Origin of the sequence: Micromonospora sp. LHW51205 (assembly GCF_003315815.1) — a bacterium.
GTDB classification, from domain to species: domain Bacteria; phylum Actinomycetota; class Actinomycetes; order Mycobacteriales; family Micromonosporaceae; genus Micromonospora; species Micromonospora chalcea.
Window position 1 is genome coordinate 497,043 of sequence record NZ_QMEZ01000001.1, and the last position, 23,312, is coordinate 520,354.

The following is a 23,312-nucleotide window of genomic DNA, read 5'->3' on the forward strand; positions in this document are numbered from 1 at the left end:
ACGCTCCCCCGATGACGCACGAGAAGGAGATCGTCGAGCCGGTCGACCTGTGCCTTCCGGACGGGCGGCTCAACCCCGCCGCGGTCGGCTGGACCCGCCGGCCGCTGCACCGGGCGAACCTACGCGGTTGGGGTAGAACCAAGCGCTGGGAGTACTGGGGGATAGTGACGCCGACCCACATCGTCGGCCTCGTCGCGTCGTCGCTGGACTACGCCGGGGTGCACGGCGTCTACGTGCTCGACCGCGCCACGAAGGTCGAGACCGGCACGGACGCCGTGGTCCCGTTCGCCCGCGGCGTCGTCATGCCGCCGATCAGCGGCGTGGGCGCCGTGCACGCGCACGGAGGCGGCCTGTCGATCGACATCGACCAGACCACCGAGGGCAGCACGATCCGTGCCACCGCGCCGGGCATCCAGATCGACCTCGTGGTGCCGCTCCCGCCCGGCCACGAGTCGCTCGGCGTCGTGGTCCCGTGGAGCACGCGCCGGTTCCAGTACACGGTCAAGGACGTCGGGCGCCCGGTGCGCGGCTCACTGCGGGTGAACGGTACGACGCACGTCGTGGACGAGCGGGACTCGTTCGCCGTGCTCGACCACGGCCGGGGCAAGTGGCCGTACGCGATCACGTGGAACTGGGCGGCGGGCAGCGGACCGGACGTGTCGATCCAGCTCGGCGGCAAGTGGACCGACGGCACCGGCTCGACCGAGAACGCTCTGTTCACCGGCGGTCGGCTGCACAAGCTCGGCGCCGAACTGCGCTGGAGCTACGACCGCCGCGACTGGCTGCGGCCGTGGCGGATCAGCGGTGATCGCGTCGAGGTGGAGTTCCACCCGTTCCACGAGAAGGTCTCCCGCACCAACCTCGGCGTCGTGGCCAGCGAGACCCACCAGTGCTTCGGGCACTTCTCCGGCTGGGCCCAGGCGGACGACGGCGAACGGGTGGCTCTGGACGGCCTGGTCGGCTGGGCGGAGGAAGCTCAGAACCGCTGGTGACGCAGCCGCTCGTTGACCTGCCGGACCACGTCCTCGGGAAGCTTGACCACGCGCCGGTCGTACGTGAGCAGACCGTTCAGCTCGTCCTCCACGTCGGACAGCTGGGTGTAGACGGTCGCGCTCAGACCGGCCCGGACCGCGGGCACGATCTGCTCGGTGTGCAGCCGCGTGAACGCCTCCGCCAGGTCCTCGGCGCTCCGGTAGCGCCGGTAACCGAAATCCTTGCGGCTGAAGGCGTGCCCGTCGACGCGCAGGTTGTAGCCGCCGTACTCGGACAGCACCAGCACCCGGCGGTCGCCGCGTCGCCGCGGCACCCGGAAGCGGCGGAAGTAGACGTGCAGGCTGCGCAGGTCGCCGCCGCCCTGGTCGTGCCAGCCGCTGGCGTGGTCGACAGTACGGGTGCTGTCGAGTTCGGCGACCTCGCGGGCGATCCGGGCCGCGTCGAACTGCCCCCAGCCCTCGTTGAAGGGCACCCACACGGCGAGGCTCACCACGTTGCGCAGGTGCTCGACGGTGTCGCGCAGCTCGGCCCGGAACCGGTCCCGTCCACCGGCGTCGGCACGGCCGAACCAGCGCCGCCACCGGCCCCGGTCGGGCAGCCGCAACGGCGTCACCGCCGGGGCGGTGACGACCAGCGGGTGGTAACTGCTGCCACCGTTGACCATGTCCTGCCAGACCAGCATCCCCAGCCGGTCGCAGTGGTGATACCAGCGCAGCGGCTCGATCTTGATGTGCTTGCGCAGCATGGTGAACCCGAGCCGCTTCATGGTGGCGATGTCGGCGATCATCGCCTCGTCGGAGGGCGCCGTGTACATGCCGTCCGACCAGTAGCCCTGATCGAGGATGCCGGCGTGGAAGTACGGCCGCCCGTTGAGCAGCAGGCGGGGCACGCCGTCCCCGTCCGGTCCGACACCGAACGAACGCATGCCGAAGTAGCTGCGAACCCGGTCCGCGCCCAACTCGGCGGTCACGTCGTAGAGGAACGGATCCTCGGGGCTCCACTGCCGTACCTCGGGGATCGGGATGCGAACGGCCACGCCGACGGGTGCGGTGGCCTCGGCCACCGCGACCCCGTCGGCCAGGATCCGGATGCCGGCGTCGCCGGCATCCGCCGTCGCGTGCACCGTCACCTCGACGCACCGCTCGTCGAGGAGCGGGGTCAGGGTGAGGTGCCGCAGGTGTACGGCGGGCACGCTCTCGGCCCACACCGTCTGCCAGATCCCGGACTGGGCGGTGTACCAGATGCCGCCGCGGCGCAACCGCTGCTTGCCCCGGGAGTGGTGGCCGGTGTCGCTGTCGTCCCGGACCGCCACGACCAGGACGTTGGCGTCCTCGCGGAGCGCGTCGGTGATGTCGCAGGTGAACGGCAGATACCCGCCGGTATGGCCGCCGACCGCAACGCCGTTCAGGTAGACCTGGCAGGTCTGGTCGACCGCGCCGAAGTGCAGCAGCAGGCGCGAGCCGGCCGCGTGGAAGCCCACCGGGAGGGTCAGCGGTCGGCGGTACCAGAGCGTCTCGCCCGGCTGGAGCTGCCGCCCGACGCCGGAGAGCGTGGACTCCGGGGAGAACGGCACGAGGATTTCGCCGTCGTAGCGTTCCGGCTCGGTGGCCGAACCGGTGATCGCGTACTCCCACCGGCCGTTGAGGTTGAGATAGCTGTCCCGGGCGAACTGCGGGCGGGGGTACTCGGGCAGGACCCGCTCCGGGTCGAGCGTGGAGCCCCACGGGGTCAGCAGTGTCATGCCCGGGCCTCCCGCTCCCGCCGCCGCAGCGCCACGGCCGGCACCGCGATGAGGACCAGCACTGCGAGCGCCATGAGGAAGATGCCCGGCGTCGGAACCTGCTTCACCACGCCGAGATCCTCGTAGACCTCGCCGGCGCCGGTGATCACGGCAGCGCCGAGGTACGGGCCGACGAGCATCGGAACGAGGATGGCGAAGACCATCCGCAGCCCCTGGACATGGCCGGCCCGATCCGGTGGCGAGTAGTCGCGCACGATGGCGCCGATCGGGGCGAGGACGAGCATGAAGCCCGACATCATCACGATCCCGGCGGCGATCACGGGAACCATGCCGCGGGCGAAGAACATCAGCGCCAGGCCGGCGCCGTACACCACTACTGCCGGCAGGAGGAAGCGCACCTTGCCGACGCGGTCGATGAGCCGCCCGCCGACCACGCTGACTGCCGACGCCGTGACGAGGACGACGGCCAGGACGATCGCGTACCCCTCGATCCGCAGGTACCGCTGCAGGTAGATGATCAGATACGGCAGGAACACCTGCGTGGAGATCCCCCAGATCGACCAGGCCGCCAGGGCGAGGTAGAGCCCCGGGTTGGCCCGGACGGCGGCCGGGCGCAAACCGTGGACGACGGCGCGCAGGTAGCCGCCCTCGTGCCGGACGAGTGACGGGCTGTCCTCCACCAGGAACCAGGCCAGCAGACCGGCCACGGCCATGATCGCGCCGATGACCACGAAGAACAGCCGCCAGTTCCCGGCGCGGGCCAGCCCGTCGAACCCGCCGAAGATCACCAGCATCGAGACCAGCGGCATGATGGCGAGCACCGACTCGACCCGGCCACGGTTGGCCGGCTCGGTCACGTCGGTGACCCACGCCTGGAACGCCGCGTCGTTTGCGCCCGAGCCGAGGAAGGACATCAGGCAGTCGAGGGTGATGACCGCGATCGCCGTGACCAGCACGACGTTCGCGACGGGCGCGATGTCCTCCACGAAACCCACTGTCAGGAAGCCGAAGGCGGCGGTGGAGACGCCCCACAGCAGGTAGCCGCCCGCGATGAACGACCGGCGCCGCCCGGTCCGGTCGGAGAGGGCCCCGAGCAGCAGGGTGGCGACAGTGGCGGTCACGGCGCTGGCGGCGACCATCGTGGCGATCGCGTTGGGATCGTCGGTGATCGTGTCGTACACGAACAGGTTCAGGTAGATGTTCTCGATGGTCCAGGCCATCTGCCCGACGAGCCCGAGCACGATCAGCGCGGTCCAGGTGCGGGGGCGCAGCCCGACCGGACCGGCCGAGGTAGCCGGGGTGAGCACGCTCCGGGTGGCGGACACGACGGCCTCCTTCGACGGGTCAGAATATGATCCGTCCCGCCCGGCCGTCGATGGGTCCGGGGTCGGCGAGGCTGCCGCGTCCGAGCAGGCACGACGAAAAGGCCCTGGTACGGGTGACCGAACCAGGGCCTTGATCGTTGGTGCGCCGCCAGGGACTCGAACCCCGAACCCGCGGATTAAGAGTCCGCTGCTCTGCCAGTTGAGCTAGCGGCGCTCGCTGACAACGGGACGAGACGTTAGCACGCCCGCCCGCCACCCCCGAAATCCAGGGTCGGCCTCACCGCACCGCCAGCGTGACCTGCCCGGTCGCGGCCCCCGACGGGTCCACCACCAGGGTGTACGCCCCGGAGGCCGGCACCACGGTCGGCCCGAGTTCACCGGCCCCGTTGATCACGCAGCCGCTGCCGACGGTGCTGCCGTCGGGCGCGCGCAGCGCCAGCACGCCGCACTGGTCCGGCAGGTCGGAGGCGGTCGCGCTCACCGTCACCGACGTGCCGGCGACGGCGGTGAACCGGTAGCCGATGACCGCGCCGGGCCGTTCCACGACGGCGACGACAGGTGGCCCGCCGGGCGTGATCGCCGCCTCCCGGTCCCGGCTGGTGACCAGCCGCAGCGTGGTCGTGCCGGTGCCGCGTTCGGTGGGGTCGACCACCACCGTGTACGTCCCGTCGGCGGGCAGCACCGTGCCGTCGATCTCGCCGGTCCCGTTGATCACGCAGCCGCTGCGCAGCAGCCGCCCCTCGGCGTCCCGCAGTTCCAGCGGCGAGCACTGGTCGGTGAGCGTGCTCGTCGGCACCTCCACGTAGACGCGCTCGCCCGCGCGCCCGGTGAACCGGTAACGCGCCCGCGCGCCGGGCTGCTCGACGGTGGCGGTGACCGCCGGGCCGTTCGGTTGCAGCGTGCCGTCGCTGTCCCGCGCCGCGTACACCCGCACGGCGGCTCGGCCGGTGTCGCCGGGCGCGGCGACGACCCGCAGCGCGTACGTGCCGGTGGCGGTGAGGTCGACGCGGTCGACGTACCCGTTGCCCTTGATGTTGCATCCGCTGGCGATCTCCCGGCCGCCCGGCTCGGTGAGCACGTACGGCGAGCAGCGGTCGCCGATGCCGGGCGCGGTGGCGTCGACGAAGACGGCGTCCCCGGCGCGGGCGGTGAACGTCAGCGGCGCGCCGCCGGGGGCGAGCGTGGCGGTGGCGACGGGTACGGCGGTGATCGGGGTGGCCGCCGGTGGGGCGACCCGCTCCGTGCTCGCGCCGACGACGGCGAACTCGGGGCGCCCGCTGACCGCGACGTCGAAGACGCACTCGGCGAGCTGGGCGGGCGCGGTGACGCCGGCCCAGCGGCAGACCTGCTCGGCGGCGGCGCGCCGGGCCGGGTCGAGGTCGGCGACGGTGACCTCCCGTTCCGGGAACGCGCGGTCGGTGAACGTGCCGGTGTCCTGCCCGTCGTCGTAGTGCAGCAGCGAGCGGTCCGCGGCGATCCGCCAGCTGTCCGCGTACGCGGGATAGAGCTTGCCGAAAGGCACCGGCTGGGCCAACGGCGCCCCGGAGGCGGGCGCGATGTCGTCGGCCGGGTCGCCGTCGAAGTCCCCGAGCAGTCCGCGTACCTTTCCGGCCCGGGTCTCGGCCAGCCGCACCAGGATCCGGTAGCCGTACCGGCCGATCTGGTCCACCGCCGCCGCGGACCCGTCCGGCCACGTCACGTCGTACCCGTCGGTGGGGCCGGTGTCCGACGGGCGGCGGGTGAGCGTGCCGCCGCCGGCCAGGTCGGTGCGGTCCGGAGGTACGGCGAGCGGCGCGCCGTCGACGTGTACCCGCGTGCCGCCGTCGGTGAGGGTCAGCGCGACGCGGTGCGCGCCGACCCGGAACGCGACGGCCGAGTTGACCGAGGCGGTCCGCGTGCCCGCCATCGGGGCCTGCCGCACCTGCACCTCCAGCGGGTCGCCACCGGTGGAGGCGACCAGCGTGAACTCGCCGACTGCCTGGAAGTCGTAGGCGACCCGGTCGAACGTGACCAGGTGCGGGTCGCCGTTGCTGCCGCCGCAGTCGGCGCCGTCCTCGCAGAGCTTCACCGGCCCTTTCGGCGGCGGCGTCTTCTTGGCCGGCTTCTTGCACTCGTCGAGGCTCTTCGGCAGCGTCTTCCCCTTGTACTCGGTGCGCGGCGGCAGCCCCTTCGCCGCCCGGTAGCGGTTCTCCGCGAGCGTCGCCTTCACCTCGGCGGTAGGGATGCCGGTGCCGCCGCACGCGCCCTGCGGGACCGCGTTCCGAGAGATGTCGTCAGCGTGGTTCAGCTCGTGGTAGAGCGCGGCGCAGGGGTCACGGGCCACTCCGTCGCCGTACGGGTCGGTGGAGGTCGGGTTCCAGGTGACGGTCGAGGAGCCCTTGCCGTCGGCGCTGTCCGGCGTCTCGAACGCGCCGGAGCCACCAGTGGTCGGGATGATCCGCACCCGGGGGCTCTTCTTGTCGCGCAGCCTCGGCAGCAGGCCGGACGGGTCGCCGCCGGGTAGCGCGAACCCGGCCAGGCAGCCGTCGACAGCCGCCTGGAAGTCGACGCCGCTGACCGGCACCCCGGCGGTCGGGTCGACGCCGTAGTCGGCCCGCGCCGCCCGGGCACCGCCGCCGACGTACGCGCCGACGGCGACCAGCAGCAGCGCCACGACGGCGGCGGTCGGCCGGCGTCGTCGGCGTACCAGCAGCAGCACCACCAGTGCGACGACGAGCAGCGCGAGGACTCCCCCACCGACGAGCCAGAGCCAGCGTCGGCCGGGACCGCCGTCGTCGGACACGGTGAACGTGCTGGTCCGCAGCACCGTCGCGCCCGCGCACAGGTCCGCCGCGCCGGTCACCGGCAGCGTCACGTAGCCCGCTGTCACCTCGTACCGGCCGGGTGCGCCGACCGGCCAGAGCGTGTCCAGCCCGCCGCCGTCCGGCGTGGCGGCCACCGAGCGGAGCACCACCTCGCCGTCGCGCAGCCGTACCCCGGTCGAGGTCACTGTGGCGGTCGCGCCCGGCTCCACCGTGGTCAGTCCGGCGGTGGCGGCGGCGCCGATCCCGTCGTCGTGGAAGCTGCGGGCGAGCGTCGGCGTGACGTCGCGCCCGTCCCGGCGTACCCCGGTGATCTGCACGGTGCCGACGGCGCTGGTGGCGAGCGCGCAGGCCGCGCCGGTGGCGTTCGTGACGGTGAGGTCGAGGCGGACCTGGTCCCCGGCGCGGTAGTCGGCCTGACCGGGCCGCAGCGCCAGGCCGAGGCCGCCGTCGGCGGGCGCCGCGGCGGCGCTCGCCACCCCGGTCGCCAGAGCGGTCACGAGTACGCCGAGCGCCGCAGCCAGCCGCAGGGTCCACCTCATGGTGCGGACTGTAGAAGCGGGTGGGCCGGTTTCCGCGCGGTCTGTCGGGGACCGGTCGGAGCCGTATCCTGCTGGTGATGAAGCTCTTCGGTACGGTCGCCGACCTGTACGAGCGCGCGCGGCCCGGTTATCCGCCGGAGATCGCCGAGTCGATCCTCGCCTACCACGGCGGTACCCCGGCCTCAGTGGTCGAGGTCGGCGCGGGCACCGGGAAGGGCACCGACGTGCTGGCCCGCCTCGGCGCGCCGCTGACCTGTGTGGAGCCCGACGCGCGGATGGCGGCCCGGCTGGCCGAGCGGTTCCCGGACGCCCGCGTCGAGGCGACGACGTTCGAGCGATGGTCGCCGCCGGCCGGCGGGGTGGACGTGCTCGCCTGCGCGATGGCCTGGCACTGGCTGGACGCCGCCACCCGCAACGCCCTGGCCCGGCGCGCCCTGGCACCCGGCGGCACGCTCGCCGTCTTCGGGCACCGCTACGACTACGCCGACGCCGGCCAGCAGGCCGCCGTCCGGGCCGCACTGCGATCCGTCGACCCCACCGTCCGGAAGCGGCCCGTCGACTGGTTCCACCAGGACATCCTCGACAGCGGACAGTTCGACGACGTACGCCGCGAGGTGTTCCGGCGGGAACTGCCGCTGGACAAGGAGCGGTACCTGGCGCTGATGCGCACGTTCGGGCCGTACCTGTCCCGCACCCCCGAGCAGCAGCAGCGCGGGATCGCCGCCCTGGACCGGCTGGTGGACGACTTCGGCGGCACCGTCGTGCTCGACCTGCGGACCACGCTGGTGCTGGGCCGCGCCGATGCTCGGTGACCTGGTGATGGCCCGCGGCAGTTGCTGAACCTCAAGCGGCTCGCCGAGTCCGCAGCTCATTCGGTCACGCCGGTCGTCGCTCGACCGGCGCGCTGCTGAGCACGCCGTCGGGGCGGACCTCCTGACGAAGACGCGCCAGGTTGACGAACCGGTCGCCGTCGACCGGGGCGGCGTCGAGCAGGCGCAGGACCACAGTGCAGTACTTGGCCATGGTGTTGCGGCCCGGCATGAAGATGAACAACTCGTCGTGGGCGTCCGGCGTCTGCACGAACAGGTCGGCAGGCAGGGACGGCAGCGTCTCCGGGGTGCCCGTCACCGCGACCTTGACCGTCCAGAACGGCCCGGTGCCGTCGAGTACGCGCCGGTCCTGCTCCGGCGTCTCCAGCGCCATCGTCCGCCACGGCTCGCCCAGGCAGGTGAGGCCCGCCCGCCGCACGGCGGTGACCAGTTCGGCCGCCGCCGCCTGGATGATCTCCTCGGCCCGGTCCCACTCCTGCGCGTCCCGGCCCAGCGGCGTGCCCGGCACGAGCCGCGCCACCACCGTCGTGGCCGGCACGTGCCGCAGCCGCGGCTCCGGCTGCGCCTCGAAGACGGCGCGGGCGGCAGCGATCGCGTCCGCCTGCGCCTGGCGTTCCCGGCTGACCTCGTCGCTGTGCCGATCGAGCAGGGCGAGCGCCTGGTCCGGTTCGTCGAGGGCACGCCGGACGAGCTTCACGCTCATCCCGGTGTCCCGCAGCAGGGTGATCAGCATGGCGCGTTCCACCTGCTCGAAGGCGTACGAGCGGTGGCCGGTCCGGTCGTCGACCTCGGCGGGCACGAGCAGCCCTTCGGCGTGGTAGAAGCGCAGCGCCTGCGGCGACAGGTGACACATCTGGCTGAACTCGCTGATCGACAACATGATCCCAGCCTGCCCCCTTCAGTAACCGCAAGGTCAAGCGCCGCCGCCTAATGCTGGGGCAGCCCGGCGGCGGCCGCGATCGTCTCGACCGCCTGCTCCAAGCCGGTGCTCTCCGGGAGGACGAGTTCGCCGGGCCAGCCCAGGATGTCGTGCGCGGCGTACCAGCCGCTCATCTGCTCGGCGGTGAAGTCACTGGCCTGCGGGCGGGTCAGATGCCGGCGCAGCGTCTCGGCCAGCGACACGTCGAGGTAGCAGAACAGCGACCGCCCCCGGTGGCCGTCCCGCAGCGAGGTCAGCATGTCGCGGTAGCGGCCGGTGTACAGGATGCCCTCCAGGACCACGTGGTAGCCGTGGTCGAGCGCGAACCGGACGGTCTGCTCGATCAGGGCGGGCGCGACGCCGCCGGGCGTGTCCCGTTCGCGCAGGACGACGCGGCGCAGGTAGTCCTGTTCGACGAGGGCGCATCCCCGGCCGTGCCGGTGTCGTAGCTCACGGGCGATGCTGCTCTTGCCCGAGCCGGAGTTGCCCCTGATGCAGACGAGGACCGTGTCCGGGCTCCCGGTGGTCTCAGCGGGCACGGCGCCTCCCTGGCTTCGGCTGCCGCGGTCGGATGCCGACGGCGGCGGTCGCCCGCCGGCGCTGCCCCTGGCAGTCCGACGGGCGACCCGGCCCGGGCGCTCCGGGCTACTAGGCCCGGGTGATCACCAGGAACGCGTACCCGATCACCTTCGTGCCGTCCCAGTTGTACATGGGGCGGCACGCCTGCGGCTTCGTCCACGACGACTGGTACTTGGGCCGGGCTTCGTTGCAGGCCTTCAGGGTCGGGTAGGTCGGGCTCGAGTAGTCCGCGTACGCGGGCACGCCCAGACCGAGCACCAGGGCGCCCGCGACCGAGGTGGCGGCGACGAGGCTGCGGATCCGCGGCCGTCGGAAGGCTTTCACGTCTTCTCCCATTCTCATCATCGTCGCCCGACCGTCCATCGTGGTCGCACGACCATGATCAGCTTAGGTCGGCGGCACAAGGCGCCCCGACGGGCCGGTTCCACCCCGCCACCAGGCTGGCCGCGCTCGGTGGAACGTCATGGGTGCCTCCCGGCCCGTTTGACACCGATGGTGTTCCACCCACGGACGATCGCCCCGCGGCCCCGGCGGGCGGCGTACGCGAAAAAGGCCCCGAGCGGCGTGGAACGCCTGCTCAGGGCCTTGCTCGTTGGTGCGCCGCCAGGGACTCGAACCCCGAACCCGCGGATTAAGAGTCCGCTGCTCTGCCAGTTGAGCTAGCGGCGCTCGCTGACAACGGGAAGAAGATTAGCACGCCCGCGGAGCCGGGTTCCAATCCGGTACCGGGGTCCCCCCTTCGGACGAGCTTAACCGGCGAAAGCGACTAAAACGGTCAGACTGTTCAGCGCCGGGGCGGGTCAGATGGCGTCGATACGGCACGATGTCCGCCAGGCATGTGAGGACAGGGGTGGGCATGGGCAGGTTCTCGCGGGCCGGGGCGACGGTGGGCGCCCTGGTCCTCACGGCGTCGCTGGCACTGACCGGGTGCGGCGGCGGCGACGAGGGGAAGAAGCCGGCGTTCGAGCCCGGCCAGCAGCAGGTCGGCGGCGTCTCGGCCTCGGCGCCCGCCGACCCGAGCGCCGCCCCGACTGGCGGCGCCCCCGCGGCGGCGCTGACTGTCAGCCCGGCCGACGGCGCGGCGAGCCGGCCGGTCAGCACCGAGATCAGCGCCCGCATCCCGGGCGGCGGCACCGTGTCGAAGGTGGTGCTCGCCACCGCCGACGGCACCGCCGTCGCCGGACGGATGCGACGGGACGGGTCCAGCTGGGTGCCGTCGGCCGCGCTGAAGTACGGCACGAAGTACACCGCCACCGTCACCGGCGCCGGCAACGACGGCCAGACGTACGAGGGCACCAGCACGTTCACCACGATGGCCAAGCCGAAGTCGATGATCGGCTCCGGGCTCTACCTGTTCAGCGACAAGACGTACGGCGTGGCCATGCCGGTGGTCGCCGAGTTCTCCCCGGGCATCCCGAAGAAGGACCGGGCCGCCGTGCAGAAGCGGATGTTCGTGCAGACGGACCCGCCGCAGCCCGGCGCCTGGCACTGGGTCGACAACGGCACGCAGGCGTACTACCGCGCCCCGGAGTACTGGAAGACCGGCACCACGATCACCGTCCGGCTGGCGCTGGCCGGGATCCCGCTGAGCAACGGCCGCTACGGCAACATCGACCGGAGCGCCACCGCGAAGATCGGCCGCGCGTTCGAGATGACCGTCGACAACGCAACGAAGCGGATGACGGTCTCCGAGAACGGCACGGTGATCCGTACGCTGCCGGTGAGCCTGGGCAAGAAGAGCACCCCCTCCTCCAGCGGCACGATGGTGGTGATGGAGAAGAAGGAGTCCACCGTCTTCGACACCCGCAGCGAGCCGGACCCGGCCAACCGGTACGTCACCGAGATCGACTTCGCCCAGCGGATCACCTGGGGCGGCGAGTACATCCACGCCGCGCCCTGGTCCGAGGGCGTGCAGGGGCGCCGGAACGTCTCGCACGGCTGCGTCAACGTGTCGATGGCCGACGGGCGGTGGCTGTTCGGCAAGACGCTCGTCGGTGATCCGATCACGGTGAAGGGCACCGAGCGGCGCCTCGCGCCGGGTAACGGCTGGACTGCCTGGAGCTTGAGCTGGTCGGAGTTCGTCGCCGGCAGCGCGCTGCCGGTGCCGGAGGGCGGGCAGCCCGCCCCGTTCTGACCGGCGTACCGTGGTCGGACACGCCACCTCCGACGAAGCGCCGGGCGGCCGTGGAATCGTTACATCCCGGCGGGGTGTTCCGGTTCACGCCCGGCAACGCGTAAGCGCTCCGGCGCGTCTGACCTGAGACGACGCCGAACGGCATCACTTGTGAGGGAATCATGCGAGCTGGCCAGGACGAACCGATCAGGGGCGGGAGCGCCCCGCGCGTCGGCCGCCGCCGCGCGCTGGCGGCCGGGGTGCTCGCCGCCGCGTTGGCCCTGACCTCCGCCTGCACCGGCGGCGGTGGCGGCAAGCCGTCGAGCTGGCAGGGCGGCGGCGACGGTGGCGAGAAGGCCCCGAAGGCCGCCGCCACGATCAGCGAGCCCGCCGCCGACGCCAAGGATGTGCCCGCCTCCACCGCCATCGTCTTCACCACGACCGAGGCGCAGGAGACGACAGTCGAGGTGAAGGACTCCGCCGGCAAGGCCGTTGACGGCGCGGTCGCCGCGGACGGCAAGAGCTGGCTGCCGGCCGGCGCCCTGGAGTACGGGCAGACGTACACCGCGACCGTGACGGCGACCGGCGACGACGGCAAGCCCGCGACCGCCACCAGCACGTTCACCACCATGGCGAAGCCGGCCAAGCAGGTCCGGGTCACCAGCTTCCTCGGCGACAACCAGGTCGTCGGCGTGGCCATGCCGCTGATCGTGAAGTTCGGCCGGGCCATCCCGGAGGACTACCGCGACGACGTGCAGCGCCGGATGATCGTCACCGCCAAGCCGGCCCAGGAGGGCATCTGGCACTGGGTGAGCCCGACCGAGGTGCGCTACCGGCCCAAGACGTTCTGGAAGCCGAACAGCACCGTCAGCTACAAGGTGCAGGCGGGCGGGCTGCCGCTCGGCGGCGGCTGGTACGGCCGGTCCGACCTCACCGTCGACGTCAAGATCGGCCCGTCGTTCGTGATGACGGTTGACAACCGCACCAAGCGGATGACTGTGACCCGCGACGGCAAGGTGGTCAAGACCATCCCGGTGAGCCTGGGCAAGAAGAGCACCCCCTCGTCCAGCGGCACGATGGTGGTGATGGAGAAGCTCCGGCACACGGTCTTCGACACCATGGAGGAGCTGGGCCCGGAGGAGGGCTACCGCACCGAGATCGACTACGCCCAGCGGCTCACCTGGGGCGGCGAGTTCATCCACGCCGCGCCCTGGTCCGAGGGCGTGCAGGGCCGGTCGAACGTGTCGCACGGCTGCGTCAACGTCTCGATGAAGGAAGGCAACTGGCTGTTCGCCAACACCCGGATCGGTGACCCGATCACGGTGAAGGGCACCGAGCGCAAGCTCCAGAACGGCAACGGCTGGACCGACTGGAACATGAGCTGGGAGGAGTACGTCAAGGGCAGCGCCCTGCCGTACGAGCCGCCGGCCGCCGACACCCCGGACCCCGACACCACGCCGGACGCCGGTACGCCGAGCGTCGAGCCGACCCCCTGAACCCCGCTCACGACGAAGCCCCCTCCGGAAGGAGGGGGCTTCGTCGTGAGGAGACACACAGGCCATGTCTTGTCGGGACCGCGCTCGTTCCCCTCATGGCCGGGCGCGCCATGGACCTTCCGTCAGCCGGTCGTTGAGGTGGTCAGATGAGCAGCGCGGCCTGGCTCGACGAGTCGATGCGTCAGCGGCCCGACCGCAGCGGCATCTACGTGCTCGCAGCGGCGGTGATACAGACCGGCGAGGTCGAGATGGTCAGGTTCGACGCTGCCAGGCTGGCTCCGACGCCCCGGGCCCGCGTTCACTACCGGGACGCGACCGACGGCGAACGGCGCAAGATGGTCCAGGCCGTGGCGTCCATGACTGCAGCGGTCCATGTGGTGGTCATGGGAACCGGCATGGACAGCTCCCGGCAGGAACGCGCCCGGCGGCTGTGCATGGAGCAGATGTTGTGGCAACTCGACCGGGCAGGCGTGGAACACGCGAGCATCGAGACCCGCACGGCGTCGCTCAACGCCAAGGACACCGCTGCCATTGCTCAGTTCAAGCGGCGGCGGATCATCTCAGGACGGATCAAGATTGACTTCGTGCGGCCGTACGGACCGCAGAGTGATCCGCTGCTGTGGCTGCCGGACATCGTTGCCGGCGCGGTCAGCAGCGCACACGGCTCAGCTCATGGGCAACAGCTGCTCGCTCCGCTGACGCCCACACTGAGGATGTCCGAGATCGAGCTGCACTGACTGTGAACATGCGCGGGGCCGAGGTCCCGGTCTGCCCCGGGAGTCCTCGGCCCGACTTCCGACCACATCCGCGGACTGATCGGCTCTATGTACCACCCCAGTGTAGGCGTGCTTCTCCGGGCAGGAAGCACATCGCGTCGATTTCCAGCCGGAGTTCGAACGCCTTCCGCAGGGGAGACGCGCACTGGCGGGGCCACGACTCCCCTGCGGTGCCCCTGAAACGACTCACGCCCCCTCGAAGGAGGGGGCGTGATCAGGCAGTGGAGCAGATCCACTATCGGGGTGACTGATGGGAATTGAACCCACGACAACCGGGACCACAACCCGGTGCTCTGCCAACTGAGCTACAGCCACCATGCTCGCCGCTTGCGGTTGCCCGGGCGGTGCGCGGACTAATAATAGCCATACTCCGGCCGACCCCGTCCACCGGGTTCGGCGCGGGCGTCAGAGCTGGGCGGCGATCGCCTTCGCGGCCTCGACGTCCGGGCCCGGCAGCGGCACGAACACGGTCCGCCGGTAGTACTCCAGCTCGCGGATGCTCTCCCGGATGTCGGCGAGCGCCCGGTGGGCCAGGCCCTTCTGCGGCTGCCCGAAGTACACCCGCGGGTACCAGCGCCGGCACAGCTCCTTGATCGACGACACGTCGATCATCCGGTAGTGCAGGTGGGCGTCGAGCCGGGTCATGTCGCGGGCCAGGAAGCCCCGGTCGGTGGCGATCGAGTTGCCGCACAGCGGCGCGGTACGTGGGTCCTTCACGTAGCTGGTCACGTAGTCGAGCACCATGTCCTCGGCCTCGGCCAGGGTGACCGTGGAGCGGCGTACCTCCTCGGTGAGCCCGGACTTGGCGTGCATGCTGCGCACGATCTCCGGCATGCCGTCGAGCACCTCGTCGTCGGCGTGGATCACCACGTCGACGCCGTCACCGAGCACGTTGAGATCGGGATCGGTGACCAGCGCCGCGACCTCGATCAGCGCGTCCCGCCGCAGGTCCAGCCCGGTCATCTCACAGTCGATCCAGACGAGAAGATCAGCCACCGGAACAGACTACGCGCCGCCGACCCGCCCGCGCCTCGGCACGGTGGCCGACGTGGACCGCTAGGGTTTCCTGCGTGCCAGCCGAACCCGCCGCCCCACCCGCCGTCGCCCGCGGCGACGTGGGCGCGCGTACGGTCCGGCGGGTCGTAGCGGTGCTGGCGCTGGTCGCGATCCTGCCGGCGCTCTACCTGCCCAACCTGCGCCACGACTACTACGACCAGAAGATCTACATGTCGGCGATGGACTGGTGGGCGGCCGGGCATCCGCTCTACGACTACGTCCAGCCGGACCGGGTGCAGGGCGCGCTCTACTTCACCTATCCGCCGTTCGCGGCGCTGCTGCTGCTGCCGTTCGGCTATCTGCGGCTCGGCGTCGCGGTCGCCACGTTCGTGGTGCTGACCGTGGCCGCCGTGGTGGTGACGACCCGCTGGCTGGTGCTGCCGGTGCTGCGGCGGCACGACCTGCCGCGCGGGTTCGGGCTGACGGTCGCCGTGCTGCTGGTGCTGGCGGTGGAGAGCACCCGGGAGACGCTCACGCTCGGGCAGATCAACATGCTGCTGGTGGTGCTGATCCTGGCCGACCTGCTGTTCGCCGTACCCCAGGGGCGACGCTGGGCCGGCGTGGGCGTGGGACTGGCCGCGGCGCTCAAGCTCTTCCCCGGCATCTTCGTCCTCTACCTGCTGGTCGCCCGCAAGTGGCGGGCGGCGGCGGTGGCGGCGGCGACCGCGGCGGCGGCCACGTTGCTGGCGGCGGCGGTCGCGCCCGGTGACTCGTGGCGGTTCTGGACCCACGAGCTGTGGGCCACCGACCGGGTGGGCCGCACCGACTACACCGGCAACCAGTCGCTGTTCGGGCTGCTCAGCCGCCTGTCCGCGTCGGCCGAGGCGGACCGGCTGCTGTGGCTGCTGCTCGCGCTGGCGGTGGCCGCGTTCGGCCTGTGGCGCGCGGCGCGGGCGGCGCGCGCCGGGGACGCGCTGGTGGGGCTCACAGTGACCGGCCTGGTGGGCGGGCTGGTCAGCCCGATCACCTGGATCCACCACCTCTACTGGTTCATCCCCGCCGTGGTGGTGCTCGTCGACGCGGCGCTGGACGCCGATCCGGCGACGCCGGCCGGGGCGCGCCGCCGGGGCGGGCTGTTCGCGCTGGCCGCCGTGGTCGGCCTGCCGATCGTGTACGGCCTGGTGACGTTCCAGGACTGGGGCACCGCCATCGTGCACACGGACGACCCGGTCGACTTCGTCGTGCGCAACGTGTACGTGCTGCTCAGCCTGCTGTTGCTGGTGGTGCTCCCGATCCGCCACCACCGGGACGAACCTCAGATAACACGGACTGAACGGACACACCTCGCAACAAACGGCGATCAGCGCTAATCTGGTCTCAACTACCTCAGATTTCTCCCAGGTAGCACCGATCCCCCGGTGAGGACGGCCCTCCGCGTCGGCAGCGCGGAGGGCCGTTCGGTTCTTCCGGTCAGTCCTGGTCGTCCGGGCACCGGCCGGGCGGCGGGGCGATCGCCGCGCGGGTCCGCCCGTGGGTGCCCGAGCCCACCGCCACCAGATGCCGTTCGGGCCGCGACGCCGGACCCGGCTGCCGGCCCAGCCCGCTCAGCGAGGTGACGCCGAGGCGCCCGGCCAGCACCGGCACCTGGTCCGGCTCGACCACGAAGACCACCTCACGCGGCCGCAGCGGCCGCAGCAGCACCACCACGGCGAGGACCACCAGCAGCGTCCCGCCGGTCAGCAGCGCCCACGCCAGCCCGGGGAACCAGCCGGCCCGCAGCTCGCCCCGCATCCGCAGGTCGAGCCCGTCGGCGCCGTCCACGCGCATCACGACCAGGCTCAACGACCGGCCACCCAGCTCGGCCGGGCTCCACTCCAGCGAGCCGATGCCCTCGCGTACCCAGAAGGGCTGGGCCAGCGGCACGGCGACGCCGTCGCCGGCGGTGGCCGGGTCGAGATCGACCGGAAGCGGGCCCCGGGTGACGGCGACGCGGCGCACGGTGCTGTGCGGGACGTCGGCCAGCCACCGCCGCACCTCGTCGGCCGGGGCGAGGCCGAGGAAGACCGGGCCGTGGTCGTCCCGCGCGGTGAGGTGCAGCCGGGCCTGCCCGGTGCGCGCCACCGGCAGGTCGGTGCGCAGCAGCGCGTCCACGTCGGTCACCAGCACCGCGCGGGCGGGCGTGCGGACCGGCTCGAACCGGGCGCCGAAACCGCCGTCCGGGTCGGCATGCCCGGCCGCGAGCCAGAGGCCGGCGCCGGCCAGCAGGGCCGGAACCCCCAGCGCCAGCAGCACCATGCCGGCGATCGTGCGTGCGAAACGCATTCGCGTCGTCCCTCTCGGTAGCCAACTACCCGGCCGACCTTACCGACGCGGGTCGGCCGATCGCCGGATATCGGCGGCACCCGGCCGGGACGGCGACCGGCCCGGCGGATCGTTCCGCCGGGCCGGTGCGTCGCTCGCGTTCAGGACTTCGCCGCGGGCTCCCGCCGGGTACGCGCGAACGCCAGACCGCCGAGGACCAGGCCGGCCAGTCCGGCGACCAGACCGGCCACCCCGAGGGCGGTCGCCGCGCCGGAGCCGGCGTCGTCGTCATCGTCGTCGGCCGCCGCGGCGGCCGGCGCGCTCGCGCCCGGCGAGGCGGGCGCGTTCTCGGCGGCGGCCAGCTTGAGCACCGGCGCCGGGTTCTCCGGCTCCTCCGCGCCCGGCGTCGGCTCCTCGATCCACCGGGAGACGTTGCCGTCGGAGTACGTCTGGAGCACCTTGAACACCATCGTGTCGACCTGCGGCAGCGGGCCCATCGACACCGGGAACTCCTGGAACTCGCCCGGCTTCACGCCGCCGTTCGGCGCCGCGGTGAAGGTGAGCTTCGACACCGCCTCGGTGAGCTGGCTGCCGTGCACCTCGATCGGCGGGTCGACCTTGCGCTTCTCCACCGCCACCGTCCAGCCCGGCACCGGCATCGTGGACACCGAACCGACGGGTGCGTTCTCCGGCAGGTTCACCTCGACCTTGACCGTCGACGCCGTGTCGCTCTCGTTCGGCACCCGGAAGGCGAACCGGCCGTAGCCGCCCTGCTTGCCCTCGGCCGGGTTGATCGTGACGTGCGCCGAGGCCGGCCCGGCCAGGCCGAGCACGGTCGTGGCGACGGCGGTCAGGGTCAGCGCGGCGACGGTCGCGGAGCGCCGGAGACGGATCATCAGTGGGACCTTCCCGTTACTTGATCGGCACGGTGGCGGTCACCGTGGCCTGGTCGATGTCGGACGTGCGGACGGTGATGCGCAACTGCCAGTCACCACGGGCCGGCAGGTTGACCTCCCCGGTGGCGTGGTTGTCGCTCAACGGCAGCAGCGGAACCGTGATCGGCTCGATCCCGGCCGACGGCAGGGCGGCGGTCACCTTCCACTCCTGCACCGGCTGCGGCCGGTTGTCCGGGGTGTAGGCGTACAGGTGCATCGAGTTGTTGCCGGTCTCGGCCGGGTCCAGCTCGACCTGCAGCGAGTAGATCGGGCTGCTCAGCGTGGTGGAGAAGTAGCCGGGCGAGGCGCCCGGCGCGTCCGCGACGGCGGTCCGCGCCGGTGTGGTCTGCACTAGTGTCGCCGACACGCCCAGCACCACCGCCGTGATCACCAGCTCGGCCACCACCGCCCGCCGCATCGAGCCCGGCCGTCCGGCGGCGACCCGCCGCCGCACCAGCGCCCGGGAGTACGCGGCCACGCCGATCACCAGCGCGAACAGCGCGATCTTGGCGAGCAGCAGCTGCCCGTACGTGGTGTCGATCAGGGCCTGGAGGCTGGCCACCTCGATCAGCCCCTGCACGGTGCCGGCCAGCAGCAGCGCGGCCACCGCGAGCGCCGCCCAGCGGGACCAGATCGGCAGGATCGCGTCCAGCTCGCGCTCGTCGGCCCGGCGCAGCAGGAACACCGCGAGCATCACCAGGCCGCCGAGCCAGACCGCCATGGCGCCCAGGTGCACCGCGTCCACCACCACCGACACGGCCGGGGCCGGCGAGGCCGCCGCGTGCCCGGCGAGCGGCCAGGTGAACAGCGCGGCGCCGCCGAGAACGGCGAGGATGATCCCGTCGGTGCGGCCGACCGGGCCGGCGAACAGCGGCCGGAGCAGGAACGCCGCCGCGGCGAGCAGGCCCAGCCGGACCAGGTGGGTCGTGCCGTACGCGCTGCCGAGCACGTCGCCGAGCCCGGAGCCGGTCACGTCGAACAGGCCGCCGCCGTTGACGTAGGGCACCTGGAGCCAGATCTCGGCCAGCGTCGCCACCGCCAGCACGCCCAGCCCGGTCCAGGCCAGCCGGGCCGGGCCGCGGCGGGACAGCCGGCGCGGCCAGAGCGCGGCCAGCACCAGCGCCGGGCCGACGAGCAGCAGCAACCCGGCGTAGCCGGCGTACTTCGCCACCTTCACCGCGGTCTCGGTCACCGGGTTCGCCCGGTTGTCGGTGCCGCTGTCCGTCGGCGGCTCGGACGGCGCGCCGACGGAGTAGGTGAAGGCGCCGGAGACCGGGTGACTGTCCGCCGAGATGACCCGGTAACTCACGAGATAGGTGCCGCGCCCCGCGCCGGGGTCCACCGGGATGGTGACCTCGGCGCCCTGGAACGTCGGCTCGCCCCGGTCGGCCCGCGAGCCGTCGGGGGCGATCACGCGGACCTTCCCGGGCACCTTGCGGACGCTCTCGCTGAAGGTGATCACCACCTGCGCGGGCGCGTCGGGCACCACGGCGGAGGCGGCCGGGCTGCTGCTCACCAGCACCGCGTGGGCGCTGGCCGGGGTGGCCGGGACGAGCAGCAGGGCGACCAGCAGGAGCAGCAGCCCGGCGACGGCCCCGAAGCGGGCGGCGACGGCCCGGGACGGGCGGCGTACGGCAGCAGTCATGACCGCCATGGTTCCCGAACCGGAGCCGATCCGGCGAGCCGGTCCCGGGCGGGCGTGACCGAGCGCCCACCCGGCGCGGCGGCGCGCGCCACGCCGGGCCTGCTCGGAGGTCATGGGAGGGTAGTCGGACGGCGGCGGGAAAAAGTTCCCGGCGTGTGCGGGACCACGGAATGGGCCGAAGGACCCTGTCCCCTCCAGGTACGCCGCGTAACCTCGGGTGACGTGATCCCCGGCTCGCGTGACACCGCCGACGACCGCCCCGAGGCGGCCGCCGAGGCTGTCCGGGACACGGCCACCGGCTGGGCGCTCGCCGCCCGCGACGGGGACCGCGACGCGCAGGCCGCCCTCGTCCGGGCCACCCAGGCCGAGGTGTGGCGCTTCGCCGCCGCGCTCGTCGACCCGGACAGCGCGGACGACCTGACCCAGGAGACGTACCTGCGGGCGTTCCGGGCGCTGCCCGGCTTCGAGGGGCGCTCCAGCGTGCGTACCTGGTTGCTCGGCATCGCCCGCCGGGCCTGCGCCGACCACCTGCGCACGGTGGTACGCCGCCGGCGGCTCGACGCGCGGCTCGCCGCCCAGGCCGCCACCGACCGCCCCTACCCGGACCCGGCCGGTCAGCTCGGCGCCACCGACCTGGTCCGCCGGCTACCGGCCGAGCGGCGCTCCGCGTTCGTGCTCACCCAGTTGCTCGGCCTGTCCTACGCCGAGGCCGCCGACGTGGAGGGGGTGCCGGTGGGCACCATCCGCTCCCGGGTTGCCCGCGCCCGGGACGAACTGGTCGGCGCCGTCGGCGACACGATGACCGGATAGCGGGAACCTTTCGTGACGCTCGGACGACGAATGACTGTGACCCCCTCCCCCTCCCCGGCCGGCCGCTGGCAGACCCTGCGCCCCTGGCTCGGCGTCGCCGCCCGCCTCGGACTGGCCGCCGTCTGGCTGATCGCCGGCGGCACCAAGGTCGGCGATCTCGCCGCCTCCGGCCGGGCCGTCAACGCCTACCAGGTGATGCCGTACGAGCTGGCCACCGTGATCGGCGCGGCGCTGCCCTTCGTCGAGCTGGCCCTGGGTCTGCTGCTTCTCGCCGGGCTGGCCACCCGGGTCAGCGCCGGGATCTCGGCGGTGCTGCTCGTGGTCTTCATCGCCGGCATCGCCTCGGCCTGGGCGCGCGGCCTGGCCATCGACTGCGGGTGCTTCGGCAGCGGCGGCCAGCTCGCCGCCGGCGAGACACCCAGTTACCTCCCGGAGATCCTCCGGGACCTGGGGTTCCTGGCGCTCGCCGGGTTCCTGCTGATCTGGCCCCGCTCGCCGTTCTCGGTGGACGGCTGGCTGGCCGGCGACGACACCGTGGAGGACACCGATGAGTAGCCGCAAGGGCCGCAGGGACGCGGCGCGGGTGGTACGCGAGCAGATCGCCCGGGAGAAGCGCCGCAAGCGCACGCTCTGGACCACGATCGCCGCCGTGCTGGTGCTGGTCATCGCCGGTGGCATCGGCTGGGCCGTCTACTCCAGCCAGAAGTCGGACGACTTCACCGCGCCGCCCGGCGCGAACGACGCCGGCACCGGCATCGTCCAGGGCACCGGGCCGGTCACCATCGACCTGTACGAGGACTACCTCTGCCCGGCCTGCAAGCAGTTCCAGCAGATCAACGGCGAGACGCTCAACCAGCTCGTCACCGAGGGCAAGGCCAAGCTGGTGTTCCACCCGGTCGCCTTCCTCAACCGCTTCTCCACCACCGAGTACTCCACCCGCTCCTCGGCCGCCTCCGGCTGCGCCGCGCAGGGCGGCAAGTTCCGCGAGTTCACCGACCAGCTCTTCGCCAAGCAGCCGCCGGAGGGCGGCGCCGGGCTCAGCAACGACGAGCTGGTCGACATCGGCGCGGGCGTCGGGCTGAACCGGGACGAGTTCGCGTCCTGCGTCTCCGACGGCACGTACCGGTCGTGGACCGAGCACGTCACCGACGAGGCGAGCAAGGCCGGCGTGACCGGGACCCCGACCATCAAGATCAACGGAAGTGAGCTGCGGGACCGCAGCCCCGAGGGGATCAGGGCAGCGGTGGAGGCGGCCGGGAAGTGATCCCCGCACCCCTGCGCCGGGCCGCGCTGGTGTTCACCGGCGCGGCCGTCGCCCTGCTCACGTTCGCCGCGCCGGCCGCCGCGCACGGCGCGGACGCGCCCGACGGCACCGACTACCGCGCCACGATCACCGGCGTCGAGCCCGACCGCCCCGGGCTCAGCGCCCGCATGGTGGAGGCCGGCGCACGGCTGGAGCTGACGAACGACACCGGCGCCGACGTCACGGTGATGGGCTACTCCGGCGAGCCGTACCTGCGCGTCGGCCCGGGCGGCGTGTACGAGAACGTCCACTCCCCCGCCACGTACCTGAACCGGACGCTGGCCGGCGAGACCCGGCTGCCGGCCGAGGCGAACCCGGCCGCCGCGCCGGACTGGCGGCGGATCGACGACGGGCCCACCGCCCGCTGGCACGACCAGCGCACGCTGTGGCGGGAGGACGCGCCGCCGGCCGCCGTCGCCGCCGACCCGGACCGGGAACATCGGGTACGCGACTGGGCGGTGCCGCTGCGCGCCGGTGACACCACCGGAGCCGTACGCGGCACACTGGACTGGGTGCCGCCGCCCGACCCGTACCCCTGGTGGGTGGCCGCCACGCTCGGCTTCCTGGTGATCGGCGCGGCCGGGCTCGCGCCGGGCGGCACGACCGCCGGGGTACGCGCGCTGCGCGGAGTGGGCGCACTGCTCGCCCTGGGCGGCGCGGCGACAGTGGCGCTCACCGTCGCCCGGGCGTTCGACACCGGCACCCCGGGCCTCGGCGGAATGCTCGCCGAACTGTTCACCGGGCAGGTGTGGACGCTGCTCACCGGCCTCGGCGCGCTCGCCGCGGGCGGGTACGCGCTGGCCCGCCGCCCGGCCGCCGACTTCGTGCTGGCGCTGGCCGGCGCGTGCCTGACGGTGTTCGCCGGGGTGACGAACCTCGCCGCGCTGTCCCGCGCGATCCCCCCGGCCGCCGGCCCGCCGGTCCTGGTGCGGGTGCTGGTGGTGGTCGGCCTGGCGACGGGAGCCGGCGCGGTCGCGGCGGGCCTGTTGCGCCTGCGCACCGCAGCAAGAGCAGCCCGCCCCACCCCCCACCCAACCCCCACGCCCTGACCATCTGCGAGCGCCGGGCAGCCCGAGTGGAACACCACGGGTGTCAAACCCCCCTCGACACACCCATCACGCTCCACTCCCGCCGCACTCACCCCCCCCGGGCGGCGCGATCTTGCAGTTGCCGCCCGGAGCGCGCGGCTTTTGCCCGAAATGCCCGG

Annotated in this window: 20 protein-coding genes and 3 tRNA genes; 10 read left to right on the forward strand and 13 right to left on the reverse strand. The window is 72.8% G+C overall.

What is annotated here, in order from left to right; genetic code table 11:
- The first annotated feature begins 11 nt into the window (after positions 1-11).
- A complete protein-coding gene (locus DQE82_RS02240) occupies positions 12-992 on the forward strand; it encodes a DUF2804 domain-containing protein (RefSeq protein WP_113971871.1) in 981 nt (326 codons plus the stop codon).
- Here the strand turns inward: DQE82_RS02240 and DQE82_RS02245 are convergent.
- The 4 genes from DQE82_RS02245 to DQE82_RS02260 form a co-directional block, all read right to left on the reverse strand.
- Positions 977-2,734 carry a glycoside hydrolase family 2 protein gene (locus DQE82_RS02245; RefSeq protein ID WP_113971872.1) on the reverse strand — a complete coding sequence of 586 codons (1,758 nt, stop codon included), beginning with the start codon at positions 2,732-2,734 and terminating at the stop codon, positions 977-979. The genes DQE82_RS02240 and DQE82_RS02245 overlap by 16 nt on opposite strands.
- Positions 2,731-4,059, reverse strand: a complete 1,329-nt coding sequence (locus tag DQE82_RS02250; protein ID WP_113971873.1) for an MFS transporter — start codon at positions 4,057-4,059, stop codon at positions 2,731-2,733. Before DQE82_RS02250 ends, DQE82_RS02245 begins: the two co-directional genes overlap by 4 nt.
- Positions 4,060-4,197: 138 nt before the next feature.
- Positions 4,198-4,273 (reverse strand) — tRNA-Lys (locus tag DQE82_RS02255).
- A gap of 63 nt (positions 4,274-4,336) precedes the next feature.
- Positions 4,337-7,402: a VWD domain-containing protein gene (locus DQE82_RS02260; protein WP_113971874.1), complete on the reverse strand. Its 3,066-nt coding sequence runs from the start codon at positions 7,400-7,402 to the stop codon at positions 4,337-4,339.
- Positions 7,403-7,479: 77 nt separating this feature from the next.
- Here DQE82_RS02260 and DQE82_RS02265 point away from each other — a divergent pair, with 77 nt between their 5' ends.
- Positions 7,480-8,214, forward strand: coding sequence for a trans-aconitate 2-methyltransferase (locus DQE82_RS02265; RefSeq protein WP_116962582.1), 735 nt, complete (start codon positions 7,480-7,482; stop codon positions 8,212-8,214).
- A 64-nt stretch (positions 8,215-8,278) separates the two neighbouring features.
- On the opposite strand, the gene DQE82_RS02270 is transcribed toward DQE82_RS02265, so the two are convergent.
- The 4 genes from DQE82_RS02270 to DQE82_RS02285 all read right to left on the reverse strand — a co-directional run bounded on the left by DQE82_RS02270 (position 8,279) and on the right by DQE82_RS02285 (position 10,399).
- Positions 8,279-9,112, reverse strand: a complete 834-nt coding sequence (locus tag DQE82_RS02270) for a MerR family transcriptional regulator (RefSeq protein WP_113971876.1) — start codon at positions 9,110-9,112, stop codon at positions 8,279-8,281.
- A gap of 47 nt (positions 9,113-9,159) precedes the next feature.
- On the reverse strand, positions 9,160-9,690 hold the full coding sequence (locus DQE82_RS02275) for a kinase (RefSeq protein ID WP_113971877.1): 531 nt from the start codon (positions 9,688-9,690) through the stop codon (positions 9,160-9,162).
- Positions 9,691-9,799: 109 nt separating this feature from the next.
- On the reverse strand, positions 9,800-10,054 hold the full coding sequence (locus tag DQE82_RS02280) for a hypothetical protein (RefSeq protein ID WP_043326130.1): 255 nt from the start codon (positions 10,052-10,054) through the stop codon (positions 9,800-9,802).
- Between the two features lie 269 nt (positions 10,055-10,323).
- Positions 10,324-10,399 (reverse strand) — tRNA-Lys (locus DQE82_RS02285).
- Between the two features lie 187 nt (positions 10,400-10,586).
- Between DQE82_RS02285 and DQE82_RS02290 the strand changes: the two genes are divergently transcribed.
- The 3 genes from DQE82_RS02290 (at position 10,587) to DQE82_RS02300 (ending at position 14,076) form a co-directional block, all read left to right on the forward strand.
- Entirely contained in the window at positions 10,587-11,864 is a 1,278-nt protein-coding gene (locus DQE82_RS02290; protein WP_113971878.1) for an Ig-like domain-containing protein, read from the forward strand.
- Positions 11,865-12,025: 161 nt separating this feature from the next.
- The gene (locus DQE82_RS02295) at positions 12,026-13,339 is read left to right on the forward strand and encodes an Ig-like domain-containing protein (RefSeq protein ID WP_113971879.1); all 1,314 of its coding nucleotides are present in this window, start codon (positions 12,026-12,028) and stop codon (positions 13,337-13,339) included.
- A 146-nt stretch (positions 13,340-13,485) separates the two neighbouring features.
- Positions 13,486-14,076 (forward strand): hypothetical protein, encoded by a 591-nt coding sequence (locus DQE82_RS02300; protein WP_113971880.1) that lies wholly within the window; start codon positions 13,486-13,488, stop codon positions 14,074-14,076.
- A 281-nt stretch (positions 14,077-14,357) separates the two neighbouring features.
- Here the strand turns inward: DQE82_RS02300 and DQE82_RS02305 are convergent.
- Both DQE82_RS02305 and orn read right to left on the reverse strand, forming a co-directional pair.
- A tRNA-His gene (locus tag DQE82_RS02305) sits at positions 14,358-14,430 on the reverse strand.
- 90 nt (positions 14,431-14,520) lie between these two features.
- A complete protein-coding gene (gene orn / locus DQE82_RS02310) occupies positions 14,521-15,111 on the reverse strand; it encodes an oligoribonuclease (protein WP_082931010.1) in 591 nt (196 codons plus the stop codon).
- A gap of 74 nt (positions 15,112-15,185) precedes the next feature.
- On the opposite strand from orn, the gene DQE82_RS02315 reads away from it, so the two are divergent.
- Complete coding sequence (locus DQE82_RS02315) at positions 15,186-16,481, forward strand: glycosyltransferase 87 family protein (RefSeq protein ID WP_113971881.1); 1,296 nt, start codon at positions 15,186-15,188, stop codon at positions 16,479-16,481.
- 100 nt (positions 16,482-16,581) lie between these two features.
- On the opposite strand, the gene DQE82_RS02320 is transcribed toward DQE82_RS02315, so the two are convergent.
- The 3 genes from DQE82_RS02320 to DQE82_RS02330 form a co-directional block, all read right to left on the reverse strand.
- Positions 16,582-17,433: a hypothetical protein gene (locus DQE82_RS02320; protein ID WP_113971882.1), complete on the reverse strand. Its 852-nt coding sequence runs from the start codon at positions 17,431-17,433 to the stop codon at positions 16,582-16,584.
- Between the two features lie 140 nt (positions 17,434-17,573).
- Complete coding sequence (locus DQE82_RS02325) at positions 17,574-18,308, reverse strand: YcnI family protein (protein ID WP_043326141.1); 735 nt, start codon at positions 18,306-18,308, stop codon at positions 17,574-17,576.
- Between the two features lie 16 nt (positions 18,309-18,324).
- Complete coding sequence (locus DQE82_RS02330) at positions 18,325-19,992, reverse strand: copper resistance CopC/CopD family protein (RefSeq protein ID WP_113972345.1); 1,668 nt, start codon at positions 19,990-19,992, stop codon at positions 18,325-18,327.
- Between the two features lie 222 nt (positions 19,993-20,214).
- On the opposite strand from DQE82_RS02330, the gene DQE82_RS02335 reads away from it, so the two are divergent.
- The 4 genes from DQE82_RS02335 to DQE82_RS02350 are packed head-to-tail and all read left to right on the forward strand — an operon-like array spanning position 20,215 to position 23,154.
- Entirely contained in the window at positions 20,215-20,802 is a 588-nt protein-coding gene (locus DQE82_RS02335) for a sigma-70 family RNA polymerase sigma factor (RefSeq protein WP_064446940.1), read from the forward strand.
- A gap of 30 nt (positions 20,803-20,832) precedes the next feature.
- Complete coding sequence (locus DQE82_RS02340; protein ID WP_113971883.1) at positions 20,833-21,357, forward strand: MauE/DoxX family redox-associated membrane protein; 525 nt, start codon at positions 20,833-20,835, stop codon at positions 21,355-21,357.
- On the forward strand, positions 21,350-22,066 hold the full coding sequence (locus DQE82_RS02345) for a thioredoxin domain-containing protein (protein ID WP_043326145.1): 717 nt from the start codon (positions 21,350-21,352) through the stop codon (positions 22,064-22,066). Before DQE82_RS02340 ends, DQE82_RS02345 begins: the two co-directional genes overlap by 8 nt.
- Complete coding sequence (locus tag DQE82_RS02350) at positions 22,063-23,154, forward strand: hypothetical protein (protein WP_231915520.1); 1,092 nt, start codon at positions 22,063-22,065, stop codon at positions 23,152-23,154. Before DQE82_RS02345 ends, DQE82_RS02350 begins: the two co-directional genes overlap by 4 nt.
- Positions 23,155-23,312 lie beyond the last annotated feature (158 nt).

Coding starts and splice junctions, on each gene's coding strand:
- DQE82_RS02270 (WP_113971876.1), bottom strand. CDS start 9,112: ATGTTGTCGATCAGCGAGTTCAGCCAGATGTGTCACCTGTCGCCGCAG.
- DQE82_RS02345 (WP_043326145.1), top strand. CDS start 21,350: ATGAGTAGCCGCAAGGGCCGCAGGGACGCGGCGCGGGTGGTACGCGAG.
- DQE82_RS02295 (WP_113971879.1), top strand. CDS start 12,026: ATGCGAGCTGGCCAGGACGAACCGATCAGGGGCGGGAGCGCCCCGCGC.
- DQE82_RS02245 (WP_113971872.1), bottom strand. CDS start 2,734: ATGACACTGCTGACCCCGTGGGGCTCCACGCTCGACCCGGAGCGGGTC.
- DQE82_RS02290 (WP_113971878.1), top strand. CDS start 10,587: ATGGGCAGGTTCTCGCGGGCCGGGGCGACGGTGGGCGCCCTGGTCCTC.
- DQE82_RS02240 (WP_113971871.1), top strand. CDS start 12: ATGACGCACGAGAAGGAGATCGTCGAGCCGGTCGACCTGTGCCTTCCG.
- DQE82_RS02340 (WP_113971883.1), top strand. CDS start 20,833: ATGACTGTGACCCCCTCCCCCTCCCCGGCCGGCCGCTGGCAGACCCTG.
- DQE82_RS02265 (WP_116962582.1), top strand. CDS start 7,480: ATGAAGCTCTTCGGTACGGTCGCCGACCTGTACGAGCGCGCGCGGCCC.
- DQE82_RS02260 (WP_113971874.1), bottom strand. CDS start 7,402: ATGAGGTGGACCCTGCGGCTGGCTGCGGCGCTCGGCGTACTCGTGACC.
- DQE82_RS02320 (WP_113971882.1), bottom strand. CDS start 17,433: ATGCGTTTCGCACGCACGATCGCCGGCATGGTGCTGCTGGCGCTGGGG.
- DQE82_RS02300 (WP_113971880.1), top strand. CDS start 13,486: ATGAGCAGCGCGGCCTGGCTCGACGAGTCGATGCGTCAGCGGCCCGAC.
- DQE82_RS02325 (WP_043326141.1), bottom strand. CDS start 18,308: ATGATCCGTCTCCGGCGCTCCGCGACCGTCGCCGCGCTGACCCTGACC.
- DQE82_RS02330 (WP_113972345.1), bottom strand. CDS start 19,992: ATGACTGCTGCCGTACGCCGCCCGTCCCGGGCCGTCGCCGCCCGCTTC.